Source organism: Azospirillum brasilense, assembly GCF_005222205.1.
GTDB classification, from domain to species: Bacteria; Pseudomonadota; Alphaproteobacteria; order Azospirillales; family Azospirillaceae; genus Azospirillum; species Azospirillum brasilense_G.
On sequence record NZ_CP032345.1, the window covers coordinates 879192 to 892144 of the forward strand.

At 69.2% G+C, this 12953-nt stretch carries 14 protein-coding genes; 6 read left to right on the top strand and 8 right to left on the bottom strand.

Features of this window, described 5'->3' with window-relative positions:
* Window positions 1-7 precede the first annotated feature (7 nt).
* From mlaD to D3869_RS04370, 3 genes are all read left to right on the top strand, one after another.
* Window positions 8-493, top strand: coding sequence for an outer membrane lipid asymmetry maintenance protein MlaD (gene mlaD, locus D3869_RS04360; protein WP_014241151.1), 486 nt, complete (start codon window positions 8-10; stop codon window positions 491-493).
* A 184-nt stretch (window positions 494-677) separates the two neighbouring features.
* Window positions 678-947 (top strand): hypothetical protein, encoded by a 270-nt coding sequence (locus D3869_RS04365; protein WP_137139070.1) that lies wholly within the window; start codon window positions 678-680, stop codon window positions 945-947.
* Between the two features lie 118 nt (window positions 948-1065).
* Window positions 1066-1503 carry a DUF2155 domain-containing protein gene (locus tag D3869_RS04370; RefSeq protein WP_247895717.1) on the top strand — a complete coding sequence of 146 codons (438 nt, stop codon included), beginning with the start codon at window positions 1066-1068 and terminating at the stop codon, window positions 1501-1503.
* 33 nt (window positions 1504-1536) lie between these two features.
* Here D3869_RS04370 and aat read toward each other — a convergent pair whose 3' ends face one another.
* Window positions 1537-2178, bottom strand: a complete 642-nt coding sequence (gene aat, locus D3869_RS04375) for a leucyl/phenylalanyl-tRNA--protein transferase (protein ID WP_137139071.1) — start codon at window positions 2176-2178, stop codon at window positions 1537-1539.
* Window positions 2179-2303: 125 nt separating this feature from the next.
* On the opposite strand from aat, the gene D3869_RS04380 reads away from it, so the two are divergent.
* On the top strand, window positions 2304-2957 hold the full coding sequence (locus D3869_RS04380; protein ID WP_137139072.1) for a ribonuclease T2 family protein: 654 nt from the start codon (window positions 2304-2306) through the stop codon (window positions 2955-2957).
* A gap of 277 nt (window positions 2958-3234) precedes the next feature.
* On the opposite strand, the gene accC is transcribed toward D3869_RS04380, so the two are convergent.
* From accC to D3869_RS04405, 5 genes are all read right to left on the bottom strand, one after another.
* A complete protein-coding gene (gene accC / locus D3869_RS04385) occupies window positions 3235-4578 on the bottom strand; it encodes an acetyl-CoA carboxylase biotin carboxylase subunit (protein WP_014241156.1) in 1344 nt (447 codons plus the stop codon).
* Between the two features lie 20 nt (window positions 4579-4598).
* Window positions 4599-5048, bottom strand: a complete 450-nt coding sequence (gene accB / locus D3869_RS04390) for an acetyl-CoA carboxylase biotin carboxyl carrier protein (protein WP_137139073.1) — start codon at window positions 5046-5048, stop codon at window positions 4599-4601.
* 23 nt (window positions 5049-5071) lie between these two features.
* Window positions 5072-5521, bottom strand: coding sequence for a type II 3-dehydroquinate dehydratase (gene aroQ / locus D3869_RS04395; protein ID WP_014241158.1), 450 nt, complete (start codon window positions 5519-5521; stop codon window positions 5072-5074).
* A gap of 125 nt (window positions 5522-5646) precedes the next feature.
* Window positions 5647-6399 carry a substrate-binding periplasmic protein gene (locus tag D3869_RS04400; protein WP_247895718.1) on the bottom strand — a complete coding sequence of 251 codons (753 nt, stop codon included), beginning with the start codon at window positions 6397-6399 and terminating at the stop codon, window positions 5647-5649.
* A gap of 61 nt (window positions 6400-6460) precedes the next feature.
* Window positions 6461-7924, bottom strand: a complete 1464-nt coding sequence (locus tag D3869_RS04405; RefSeq protein WP_137139075.1) for a dynamin family protein — start codon at window positions 7922-7924, stop codon at window positions 6461-6463.
* A 187-nt stretch (window positions 7925-8111) separates the two neighbouring features.
* Between D3869_RS04405 and D3869_RS04410 the strand changes: the two genes are divergently transcribed.
* Together D3869_RS04410 and D3869_RS04415 are read left to right on the top strand one after the other, a co-directional pair.
* Entirely contained in the window at window positions 8112-9131 is a 1020-nt protein-coding gene (locus D3869_RS04410) for a cation diffusion facilitator family transporter (protein WP_137139076.1), read from the top strand.
* A gap of 67 nt (window positions 9132-9198) precedes the next feature.
* Entirely contained in the window at window positions 9199-9756 is a 558-nt protein-coding gene (locus tag D3869_RS04415) for a hypothetical protein (protein WP_137139077.1), read from the top strand.
* 193 nt (window positions 9757-9949) lie between these two features.
* On the opposite strand, the gene D3869_RS04420 is transcribed toward D3869_RS04415, so the two are convergent.
* Both D3869_RS04420 and D3869_RS04425 read right to left on the bottom strand, forming a co-directional pair.
* Window positions 9950-10312 carry a hypothetical protein gene (locus D3869_RS04420; RefSeq protein WP_137139078.1) on the bottom strand — a complete coding sequence of 121 codons (363 nt, stop codon included), beginning with the start codon at window positions 10310-10312 and terminating at the stop codon, window positions 9950-9952.
* 104 nt (window positions 10313-10416) lie between these two features.
* Entirely contained in the window at window positions 10417-12858 is a 2442-nt protein-coding gene (locus D3869_RS04425) for a methyl-accepting chemotaxis protein (RefSeq protein ID WP_137139079.1), read from the bottom strand.
* Between the last annotated feature and the right edge of the window lie 95 nt (window positions 12859-12953).

Here is a 12953-nt window from a genome sequence, read left to right on the forward strand (position 1 = left end):
ATCCCTCATGCGCCGCAATGTGATTGAAACCGTGCTCGGCGGGGTCGTCCTCGCCGTGGCCGGCTTTTTTCTGGCTTTCGCCTACACCAGCGCCGATTTGCGCAAGGTGAACGGCTATGCCCTCACCGCCAATTTCACCAGCATCTCCGGCCTCCAGAGCGGGGCGGACGTGCGGATCAGCGGCGTGAAGGTGGGGTCGGTCACCGAACTGACGCTCGACCCGAAGAGCTATCAGGCGGTCGTGCACATGTCGATCCACCCGGACATCAAGCTGCCCAAGGACACCGCGGCGGTCATCGCCTCGGAAAGCCTGCTGGGCGGCAAGTTCCTGTCGCTGGAGCCGGGCGGCGAGGAGGACATGCTCAAGCCGGACGGCCGCGTCGAATACACGCAGAGCACCCCCGGCATCGAACAGCTCCTGGGCCAGGTCATCTTCTCGCTGCAGAACATGAGCAAGCCCGGCCAGGAGGGCGGCGAGCCGCCCAAGCTGTAAGCGCCACACACCGGGCCACAACACACCGGGCCACAACACACCGGTACGACGAACGAAGGGGCCTCGCGGCCCCTTTTTTCATTTGCCCACCCACTTTTCCCCAATCCCCTTCGGAACAGCCTCGGCCACGCTGGCGTTTCCTTGCCCAGGCCCAACACGGCACACTCATCAAAGGAGATCAGCGATGAAAGCCCGTTTCCTGGTTCTCGGCCTCGCCCTGCTCGCCGCCGCCTGCGGCGTGAACACCGAGGAGAAGGCCGCCAGCGGCGCTCTGGGCGGGGCGGCGGCGGGCGCCGTGGTCGGCGGGCCGGTCGGCGCGGTGGTCGGCGGCGCCGCGGGTGCTGCGGGCGGCACCGCCACCCAGAAGGTCGAGGAGAAGGAGGGCACCGCCGGCCCGTCCACCACCAACGCCCCCTACGGCGGCACCCGCCCCAGCGGCAGCATCACCCAGTAAGCGGCCCCGACAAAGCCGGTTCAACAAAGCGGTCACGGAGTAGACGGGGAGACGCTTCCGGGCTAGAAGGCTGTCGGGTTTCGGCCCACGCCGTTCGACATCACGGAAGCGATCCCCAGTGACGACGATCCCAGTGACGACGACTCCGAAAAGCCTCCGCCTGCGCGGCGCGGCCCTAGCGGCCGCGCTGCTCTGCCTTCCGGTCCTGAGCCCGGCCGGCCCGGCCGGCGCCGCTCCGGTGCCGGAGGAGATGGTCAGCCGCTCCGCCGCCAAGCTGCAGGGGCTGGACAAGATCACCGCCCGCACCTCCACCTTCACCATCGCGGTCGGCGAGACCAAGGCGCTCGGCAGCCTGCGCATCACGCTGCGCGCCTGCAAGGAAAACCCGCCGATCGAGACGCCGGAAACCGCGGCCTTCCTCGAAGTGATCGAGAACAAGCCCGGCGAACAGGCGGAGCCTGTGTTCAGCGGCTGGATGTTCGCTTCCAGCCCCGCCCTGTCGGCGATGGAGCACCCGATCTACGACGTCTGGGTGCTGTCCTGCGAGGGGGACTGAGTCCAGCCGGGCCGAGCCCTCCGTTTCCCGCCCTCAGCCTTCCGCGCCCAGCAGCGCCGTGATGGCCGCCCCCTGGTCGACGCCGCCGAAGTCCGTCGGCACCGCCAGGGCGGCGGCCAGCCGGCGACGGTACTCGGCGCGCGGAATCTCCATGGCGCCGAACTGGCTCAGATGTTCCGTCACGAATTGCGCGTCCAGCAGCCTGTAGCCCGCCGCGCGCAGCCGGGCGACCAGATGGACCAGCGCCACCTTGCTGGCGTCGGTGACGCGGCTGAACATGCTTTCCCCGAAGAAGGCGCCGCCCAGCGCGACGCCGTAGAGGCCGCCGACGAGTTGGCCGCCGCTCCAGCATTCCACGCTGTGGGCGCAGCCGCGCTCGTGCAGTTCGGTGTAGAGCCGCAGGATGTCGCCGTTGATCCAGGTCTTCGGACGGTCCGGCGTCGGCTCCGCGCAGGCTTCGATCACCGCGCGGAACGCCGTGTCGAAGCGCAGGTCGAACGGGCCGCGCCGCACCGTCTTGCGCAGCTTGCGCGGGACGTGGAAGCCCTCCAGCGGCAGGACGCCGCGCCGCTCCGGATCGAACCAGTACAGCTCCTCGGAGTCGGCGTTCTCCGCCATCGGGAAAATGCCGGCGGCGTAGGCGCGCAGAAGCAGCGATGCGGACAGCTCGATCATCGCCGACACTATAGCCGTTTGCCCCCTCACCCCCGCAACGTTATCTCAGCGCACCACTTCCGCGCGACAGGTGGCTCCCACCATGGTATGCAACGTGGAGGCGCTTTCTCAGAAGGGATTCCAGCATGAAGACGGCTCTGTCAGCCATCATCGTATCGGTGGTTGCGTTTCTCTCGATGACCGGCGCGTCATGGGCGCAGCGCAAGGCGGAGCCCGGCACCTTCGATTACTATGTGCTCAGCCTCTCCTGGTCGCCAACCCACTGCGCCAAGAATCAGGGGGACGCCGACCCCGACCAGTGCGGGGTCGAGCGCAAGTTCGGCTTCATCGTCCACGGCCTGTGGCCGCAATACAGCAACGGCGGCTACCCGGCCACCTGCACACGCGACCGCACCGTCCCCCGCGCCGTGGTGGACGCCACCATGCCGGTGATGCCCAGCGTCGGGCTGATCGTGCACCAGTGGACGAAGCACGGCACCTGCAGCGGCCTGCCCGTCACCGACTATTTCGCGCAGGTCCGCAAGGCCTTCGCCAAGGTGAAGATCCCCGAGGCGCTCCAGGCCCCGAAATCCGACCTGTCGATCCCGGCGACCCAGGTGGAACGCCTGTTCGTCCAGGCCAACCCGGGACTGGAGCCGGAGTCGGTGGCGCTGGTCTGCTCCAAGCGCGACGTGGCGGAGGTCCGGCTGTGCCTGAACAAGGACCTGACCTTCATGCCCTGCGGCGCCAAGGTGGTCGACCGCTGCCGCCGCGACGCGCTGCTGACCGCGGCGCCGTGACGGGGTGTCGGATTATCGCGGACAACAGGGGCTTCACGGATTGCGCGGATTAAGGCACGGATTTCACGGATTTCTTTGGGCTTGCTCAGCGCGCTGATCGAACAGGCCCGCACTGGGCACGGATATAAAAATCCGTGAAATCCGTGCCTGGGTCCGTGAAATCCGTGAAGACCTTGTCATCCGAGAATCCGGCACCCGCTGGAACGAAAAGAGCCCTTCCTCCCCATCGGGAAGAAGGGCTCTTTTCATTGACCCGCTCGTCGAACCGCTCGACGGCTTACTTCTTCATGCCCATCAGCTGTTCGAGCCAGTGGATGTCGTAGTTGCCGTCGATGAAGGCCTGCTGCGCGATGATGCGCTGGTGCAGGGGCAGCGTGGTGTCGACGCCGCCGATCACATACTCCTCGATCGTCCGGCGCAGCCGCATCAGGCACTCGTTGCGGGTGGTGCCGTGAACGACCAGCTTGGCGATCAGGCTGTCGTAATGCGGCGGGATGCGGTAGCCGTCGTAGAGCGCCGAGTCGACGCGCACGCCCAGTCCGCCCGGCGCGTGGTAGCCGTCGATCTTCCCCGGCGACGGGATGAAGGTCTCCGGATGCTCCGCGTTCACGCGGCACTCGATCGAATGGCCCTGGAAGCGGATGTCCGCCTGGCCGTAGCCGAGCGGGGCGCCGGTCGCCACGCGGATCTGCTCGCGCACCAGGTCGATGCCGGTGATCATCTCGGTGATCGTGTGCTCGACCTGCAGGCGGGTGTTCATCTCGATGAAGTAGAACTGCCCGTCCTCGAACAGGAACTCCATCGTGCCGACGCCGCGGTAGCCGATGGCCGCCGCCGTCTTGGCCGCCAGATCGCCGATGAAGGCGCGCTGCTCGGCGTTCAGGGCCGGCGACGGGGCTTCCTCGATGACCTTCTGGTGGCGGCGCTGCACGGAGCAGTCGCGCTCGCCGAAATGCACGCAGTTGCCATGCTCGTCGCCGAGAAGCTGGATCTCGATGTGCCGGGGCTTGCCGAGATACTTCTCGATGTAGACCTCGTCGTTGCCGAAGGCGGCGCGCGCCTCGCCACGGGCGAGCTGGTAGGCTTCCTTGAGCTGGTCGGGGTTGCGGGCGACCTTCATGCCCTTGCCGCCGCCGCCCGCCGCCGCCTTGATGAGGATCGGATAGCCGGTCTCGCGGCCGATCTTCTCGGCCTCCTCCAGCGTCGGCACCGGGCCGTCGGAGCCGGGGACCACGGGAAGCCCCTGCTCCATCACCGTCTTCTTGGCGGTGACCTTGTCGCCCATGATGCGGATGTGCTCCGCGGTCGGGCCGATGAAGGTGAAGCCGTGCTCCTCCACCATCTCCGCGAACTGGGCGTTCTCCGACAGGAAGCCGATGCCGGGATGGATCGCGTCCGCCCCGGTGATCGACGCCGCCGACAGGATCGCCGGAATGTTCAGGTAGCTTTCGCGGGCCGACGCGGGACCGATGCACACGCTCTCGTCCGCGAGGCGGACGTGCATGGCGTCGGCATCGGCGGTGGAATGCACCGCCACGGTCTGGATTCCCATCTCACGGCAGGCGCGGTGGATGCGCAGAGCAATCTCACCGCGGTTCGCGATCAGGACCTTCTCGAACATCGCCAAGGGATGATCCCCGCTCACTCGATGATCATTAGGACTTCGCCGAACTCCACCGGCTGGCTGTCGGAGACCAGGACCTCGACAACCGTGCCGCCCCGCGGGGCCTTGATGGGGTTCATGACCTTCATCGCCTCGATGATGAGGACGGTCTGGCCGGCCTTCACCGTGTCGCCGACGCGAACGAAGGGGGTGCCGCCCGGCTCGGCCGCGGCGTAGGCCGTGCCGACCATCGGCGAGGTGACCGCGCCGGGATGGCTGGCGGGCTTGCCCGCCGGGGCGGCGGCCGGAGCCGCAACGGGGGCGGGAGCGGCGACCGGAGCGTGCACGGCCACCGCCTGGGCGGCCGTCGGGCGGGTGACGCGGATCCGCTTCTCGCCCTCGGCAAACTCGATCTCGCTCAAGCCCGTCTCACGCAGGAGATCCGCGAGCTTGCGGACCAGATCGCCGTCGATGTCGAAGCTTGCCATGGTGTTCGTTTTTCCCGTGTTCCTTAGTCGCGCTCGAGGATATTCGCCATGGCGTCCAGCGCCAGCAGATACCCGTGAGGGCCGAAGCCGCAGATCATCCCCTTGGCCACCGCGGAAATGTGCGAGTGGTGGCGGATGGCCTCACGCTTGTAGATGTTGGAGAGATGCACCTCGACGATCGGCAGCTCGGACAGGATCAGCGCGTCCATGATGGCGACGGAGGTGTGGCTGTAGGCGCCGGCGTTGATGACGATGCCGTCATGCTCCGTCCGCGCCTGCTGAATCCAGGAAACAAGTTCGCCCTCGTGGTTCGACTGCCGGAAGTCGATGGCCAGCCCGAGCTGTTCGGCGCGTTCCTGGCACGCGCCTTCCAGATCATCGAGCGTCATGGAGCCATAAATGTGCGGTTCGCGCACGCCCAGCATGTTCAGGTTCGGTCCGTTCAGGACCAGAACGGAAGCGTCGATGGCCACGGGCCACGCCCCTTTTCCAAGATCGAGTCCGCGCGTTTATAGCACTTTGCGTCGCGCTGGCAATGCCGCATGGCGCAAACGTTACGCCCATTCGGCGTGTTCTGCTCCCTTAGACGCCAAATGCCTCACGGCGCGGCGGACAGATGACGGCGCAAAATCTCTTCGAAGGCCCCGCCATCCTTCAGCTTTCTCAATCCGGCGTTGAAGGCCGCCATGATCGCCGCCGCCTCCGGCAGCGAACGGGAGAGAATCAGGTGCTGCCCGGCGCGGGCGTAAGGCAAGGAGGCGACGCGGATATCATCCCCGGCCATCGCCTTCGCCACGGCGCTGCGCCCGGTGAACTCGTCGATGACGAAGGCGTCCACCCGTCCCGAGGCGACCATCCGCACGCAGGCCGGCAGGTCCGCCGGGCTCTCCCGCGACAGCGCGCCCGCCGCGGCCAGTTCCGCCAGCTCCGCCGGCAGGGCGTATCCGACCGGCGCGCAGACCGTGCGCCCTCGGAAATCCTCCGGTTTGCGAAAGTCCATGCCGCTGTGGGCGGACAGGTAAACGAGTTGCCGCACCTCCAGCAGCGGGTCGGAGAACAGCATCTCCACCGCGCGGTCCGGCGTGCGAACATATGGGAAGGTGCCGAGGAACCTGCCCGCCAGCACGCCGTCGTAGCCGCGGCGCCAAGGCATGAAGCGCACATCGTAGCGCAGCCCGACCTCGCCGAAGGCGCGGCGCACGATCTCGGTCAGCAGGCCGCCCTCCGGCAGGTCCTCCCCGGTGAAGGGGGCGAAATCGTTGCCGGTGACCAGATCCAGGGCCGAACCGAGGGGCGCCGAGTCGAGCGGTGTGGCGTGGACGGGACCAAAGGCCACCAGCAGCAGGAGCATGGCCAGAAGACACCGCCGCCCCGCCATCGCCCGCCCCCTTCCCTCTTCCGCGGACGCCCGCTCACTCCGCCGGGGCGCGGTTGCGCCGCCCGGCGGGGTCGGTGAACAGGTCGTTGATGCGCTGGACATGCTCCGCCACCGCCTCGCGGATGGAGAAGATGCGCTTCTCGGCGCCGCCGCTCCAGCCGACCGGCTTCTTGCGGAAGATCGAGCGGAAGAAGCGGGTGTTGCGCAGGAAGCCCTGCTGGAGGTTCAGGTCGACGTCGCCGTAGCGCTCCGGCAGGCTGCGGGCGACCCGCCGTGCCATGAAGGAGCGCAGCCAGAAATGGCCGGCGCCGAACAGGCCGCCCAGCACCACCAGCGCCGCCAGCACCCCGACCGGCAGGCCGCCGGCCCAGGCCGGCTGCGACTGGGTCAGCCAGGTGAGGAAGGCCGACACCGTGTCGCCGCCGGCGAGGCTGGCGATCCCGCCGAACAGCAGGGCGAGCAGGGCCAGCCACACCGCGTCGCCGATCAGCACCAGCTTGCGCCAGCGCTTCATCGCCGCGGCGAGCTGCGGGACGATCTCGCCCTTCAGCTCCTTCACGAGGCTGTCGATCATGCCGACGATGCGGTAGGCGCGGGCGACCTCCACCTCGTTGATGCGCACCTGGAGTTCGGCGAGGTCGGAGTCGCGCCGCGCCTCGTAGCGGGCGCGCACCGCGTCGTCGGCGATGGCGACCGCCGACTTGCTGTCATAGAGCGCGTAGAAGCGGCCCGAGACCAGACCGGCCTGCGCGATGGCGCGCTGCCAGGCGCCGAACACCGCCTCCAGATTGTCTTCCTTCGCCGTGGTGTCGATCTGGTTCAGGATGTAGCAGACCTTGCGCGCGTCGGCGCGGTCCACCGTCTTCGCCACCAGATGCTTCAGCGTGTCCTGCATCGCCCCCGGCTCCGGGTGGCGCCCGTCGAAGAAGACCAGCACGAGGTCGGACAGCTCGACGATGTGGTCGACCAGCCGCAGCACCGAGCGGCGCTGGTCGTCGGCGTCGAAGCCCGGCGAGTCGATGAAGATCTTGCCGCGCGCCCGGTCGCCGGACAGCGTCTTGAGCTGCAGGTAGTTGTCGATGCGCTTGCCCTCGCCCGCCGCGACCTTCTCGATCTCGTCGGCGATCCGGTAGAAGGGAAAGCGCGGATCGGCGTTCAGCGCGGTGCCCGGCAGGGCCTCCCGCCGGGTCTCCGGCCCGTGGCAGATCACCGTGAACTTGTCGTCCACCGCCTGGTTGCCGGTGTTCTGCAGCGGTGCGCCGAGATAGCCGTTGAGGAAGGTGGACTTGCCCGCGGAGAAGGTGCCCAGCACCGCGATCATCGGCCACCAGGGAATGCGGGTGGTCAGCGACTCGTGCGGACCCAGCAGACCCAGCCGGACCAGCACCCGGTCGAAATTGCGGAAGGTCGGGATGACCGGGAGAAGGTTCGGGTTTTCCGCGCGGAGATGCGCGTCCAGGGCGGCGAGGCGCTGCTGGAGGGCTTGCCTGGGGGTCATGGCCGGCCGGGTCCCGTCTGCTGTGAAATGGGGTGACGTCTCGTGTCGGAGGCATTCTCTAGCACGAGGGCCCGTTGCGATGGACAGCGAAATCGCCGTGACCGGAAACGCCGTGACGGCGGCGCGGCGTCGGTCCTATCCTGATGGCGTCGTCCCATTCCAAGCATGAGCGCGAGGAGGCAGGCCAGTGACGCAGGGACCGCGGGGGCATGGCGCCCATGACGACGATCACCAGCATCATGACCATGATCATGAACACGGGGATGGGCATGAGCACGGCCATGCGCACAGCCATGACCACAGCCACGGGCATGCCCACACCGCGACGGTGACGGCGGACAGCGAGCGGCGAATCCTGCTGGTCCTGCTGATGACCGCCGGCCTGATGGTGGTGGAGGTGGTGGGCGGCGTGCTGTCCGGGTCGCTCGCCCTGCTGGCCGATGCCGGGCACATGCTGACCGACGCGGCGGCGCTGGCGCTCGCCTGGCTGGCCTTCCGGCTGGGGCGGCGCCCGTCCGACCGGCGGCGCAGCTTCGGCTACCACCGGCTCCAGGTCCTCGCCGCCTTCGTCAACGGCCTCAGCCTGTTCCTGCTCTCCGCCTGGATCCTGTGGGAGGCGGCGCAGCGGCTGCTGGAGCCCCAGCCGGTCCTGGGCGGCACCATGATGGCGGTGGCGGTGCTGGGCGGGCTGGGCAACCTCGTCGGCTTCTGGATTCTGCACCGCGGCGACCGCGGGAACCTGAACGTCCGCGGCGCCGCCCTGCACGTGCTGGGCGACCTGCTCGGCTCGGTGGCGGCGGTCGTGGCGGCGGGCATCATCCTGGCGACCGGCTGGACACCCATCGACCCGATCCTGTCGGTGCTGGTCGCCCTGCTGATCCTGCGCGGCGCCTGGGAGGTGGTGCGGCAGAGCGCCCACATCCTGGTGGAGGGCACGCCAGTCGGCATCGACGTGGACGAGCTGCGCAGCGCCCTGCACCAGGCGGTGCCGGCGGTCACCGACATCCACCACGTCCATGTCTGGTCGCTGACGGCGGAGCGGCCGCTCCTGACCATGCACGCCGTGGTGCCGCCGGGGACCGACCGCGACGCGGTGCTGCGCGATCTGGTCGAGACCCTGCGCGGACGCTTCGGCATCGGCCACGCCACGGTCCAGGTCGAAACCGGCCCCTGCCCGGACGGCCGGGAGATGCATCGCGCGGCCTGACGCGCCCCGTCTGTGATCTTCTTCGGTCGGATGGATCGGAAACGGCGCCCGAAACGTTGTTTTCGGCATGACTGCCGAAAACAACGCCGACACCGACACCGATTCCCTGCGCCTGACCGCGGAGGAGCTGGCCTTCCTTCTCAGCGATCCCCAGAGCCACGCGGACCGGGAGGAGCGCAACGCCCGCGCCAACCGCGCCCGCACCGAGCGGCGGCGCAGCGATCCCGCCTACGCGGAGCGGCTGCGCAACGAGGATCGGCTGCGCCAGCGCCGGCACCGCGCCAAGGCGGCCATCGGCCGGCCCGAGCGGGAACCGGAGCCGCCCGTCCCCCTGCCCGCCCTGTCGGCGGCGGACGCCCTGCAGCGCCTGGAAGCCCATCTGGAGTCCGCTGCCACCCCTCAGGCGGCCCAACTCCGCCGTCGCCCCGACGCGTTGTGGCGCTACGCCGCGGCGTTCGAACTGTACCGCGCCCTGGCGGAGCGGGGGGAGCGGCCGACGCGCGGCGCGCTGGCCGCCGCCTTCGCCGCCCGGCTCGGCCTCGCCCTCACCCCGTCGCAAATCCAGAAGCTGCGCGATCAGGTGGAAGGATTCGCCCGTCCGGGCGGTCCCTGGCACGCCGGCTGAGCGGCCGCCCGCGAAGGCCGATACAGCGCGTCACGCAGCCCGGCCCTCCCGGCCTCTGTTTGGCCCGCAAACGGTCGTTAACGCGCTATTAACTATGAATTAAGGAAGCGTTAAGGCTGTTCGGGGTCCCGCCAGGCTTGGCAATCCGCACCGGAGCGCTGCGTGACAGGCTGTATCGGGCTTCGCCGGCGCTCTAAAGGTCCGTCGGGGCGTTCGGCACCGGTGGTTCGGACTTCGGCGGCGCCGGTTCGCCCGGTGGCGGATTGGGCGGTACGGGACGCGAGCGGTCCAGCCGGCGGATGACGATGTCGCCCTCCGGCGTGACTTCGGGCGGAGCGAACATCGGCACTTGCCGCACCCACCCTTCCAAGGCCTTCATCAGCAGTTCCACCCCCTGGCGGGCCTGCTCGCCCGGCGTGCTGGGCGCGCTTGGCCCCGGTGGGGTGGCGCCGGGCGGGGGCGGTTTGTCGGCGGCGCCCGCCGGCACCGTCCACAGGGCACCGGCAAGGAGCAAAGGCGCCACGAGACTTACGGGGATGAGGCGGCGCGCGGTCATGGGTTCGTCACTCCCGGTTGGTGATCGAGGCCGGTGTGAAGGCCTACCCTGACAAACGTCCGCGCCGCCCTTTCCATCGCACGCTTTTTTCAACGCAGCCGGACTCAGAACTCCTTCCAGTCGTCTTCGTCGGCCGACGCGCGCTGCAGGGTCGCCGAAGCCGCCTTGCCCACCGCCGCCGGACGGGACGGGGCCGCCGCCACCTTGCGCGCCGCGGGCTTGGCCGGCGCCGGCTTGGTCGGGGTGATGCTGCGCCGCAGGGCCGGAGCCCCCCCACCGTGATGGGCGGCCGGAGCCGCCGCGAAGGCCGCGGCGTCCAGCTTGAAGAAGCTGACCAGGGACCGCAGGTCCGTCGCCTGATTGGCGAGCGACTGGGCGGCGGCGGTGGTTTCCTCGACCAGCGCGGCGTTCTTCTGGGTCATCTCGTCCATCTGCGAGACGGTGGCGTTGATCTCGTCGAGCGCCGCCGCCTGCTCGGAGGAGGCGGAGGCCATCTCGGCGATCAGCCCGGCGACCTGCTGGACGCCCGACACGATGCCCTCCAGCGCGTCGCCGGCCTTCTTGACCAGCTCCACACCGTCCTTCACCTGGCTGTCGCTGTCGAGGATCAGCCCCTTGATCTCCTTGGATGCCTGAGCGGAGCGCTGGGCGAGGTTGCGCACCTCCTGCGCCACCACCGCGAAACCGCGCCCGGCGTCGCCGGCCCGCGCCGCCTCCACCGCGGCGTTCAGCGCCAGCAGGTTGGTCTGGAAGGCGATCTCGTCGATCACCCCGATGATGTCGGTGATCTTGCGGCTCGACGCCTCGATGCGCTTCATCGCGTCGATGGCCGAGTCCGCCACCGTGCCGCCGGACTCCGCGGCGGTGCGGGCGTCGGCGGCCATGCCGTTGGCGCGCTGGGCGTTGTCGGCGTTGGAACGCACCGTGGCCCCCAGCTCCTCCATGCTCGCCGCCGTCTCCTCCAGGGACGACGCCTGCTGCTCCGTCCGCTCCGCGAGGTCGCTCGACCCCAGCGAGACTTCGGAGGCCGCGCCGGAAATCGCGTCGGTGGCGCGCAGGATCTGGCCGACGATCTCGCCGAGCTTGGCGGAGGTGGTGTTGACGTCGGTCTTTAGCGTCTGGAAGGCGCCTTGGTAATCGCGCTCCACCCGCTTGTTGAGGTCGCCCTGGGCGAGCGCGCTGAGCACCGCGCCGAGGTCGGCGATGACCGCCTCGACCGTGTCGGTCAAGCGGTTGATGCCCTCCGACATGGTCCGGTAGAAGCCGTCCTTGCCGCTCAGCTCCAGCCGGCGCGACAGGTCGCCCTTCGACACGCCGTCGATCAGCGCGGCGATCTCCTCGCCGATCGCCGTCTCGCGGGCGCGCTGCGCCTCGTCGGCGCGGCGCTCGGCCTCCAGCCGCTCGCGCTCGGCCTCGTCCATCGCCTTCTTCTGGATGGCGTTGTCCTTGAACACCTGCACCGCCTGCGCCATCCGCCCGATCTCGTCGCGGTTGGCCAGCGCCGGGATGGTCACCGTCAGGTCGCCGCCGGCGAGGTTCGTCATCGTCTCGGTCATCGACACGACCGGCTTCACGATGGACCGCGCCACCGCCCAGGCCAGCAGCAGGCCGAACAGGAAGGCGCCGGCCGCGATCGTTATGTTGGCCGACAGGGTGCGGTCCATGCTGCCGGTGGTATCGGCGAGCACGGCGTCGCGGTCCTTGCCCTCGATCGCGACCGTGCGGTCGGAAAGGTCGGCGAACTCGACGCCGCGGGCGCCCATCACGTCGACGAGCCGGGCGTTTTCCAGCATGACGGCGGCGGTCTCGCGGAACAGCGAGACGTAGCGGTCGGAGAGCTGGTCGGCGGCCAGCGCCGCGGCCCGGCGCGCCGGGTTGCTCAGCCGCTCGGTCGCCCGGCGGATGGCCTCGCCGAAGGCGTCGTCACGGGCCGACACCTCGGCGATGATCGACTCGTTCGGGCTGGTGAAGAAGCGCGACGCGGCCAGCCGCGCCAGCAGCAGCTGCTCCTGCGCGAGGGCGGCGTTGGCCGCCGCCTCGTGCTCGCCGTCGGCGATCAGGGTGGAGACGAGCTGCGACACGGACTCGCGCGCCTTCTCGCCCGCCGGGACGAGCTGCTCGGCGTAGAGGCGGTCGCGGCGCAGACGAAGCTCCGCCAGCGTGTTGAAGTCGGTCACGTAGTTGGCGAAGACCTGGTTCATCCGCTCCAGCAGGGCGCGGCGCTCGCCGGTCGTTCCGTCGAGCGCGCCCCGCAGGTCCTTCACGAGGGTCGCCTGGACGGCGCGCACCTGCTCCGCCACCTTCGGGTCACCGAAGGTGTTGAAGGTCAAGGCGAGGCGGCGCATCTGGGCGACCTGCGCGTCGATCGAGCTGACCTGGATCGAGTGGTTGCTCACCGTCGCGTAGGATTCGAAGCCGGACCGCGCCACCCCGAGGCCCCGCACGCCGATGGCGACGACCACCGCCAGCAGCAGCAACACCACAAGGAAACCGAAGTAAATGCGGGTCCCGACCTTGAAGCGCCCCGCCAGACTGCTTGTCTGCATCGACCTGATCCTTTGATTGCGATCCGGCGGCGCAGGGGAGCGTCGCCGCCGATCATCGCCGCCGACCATCCATGCCGGCCCGATCTGGCGGACGC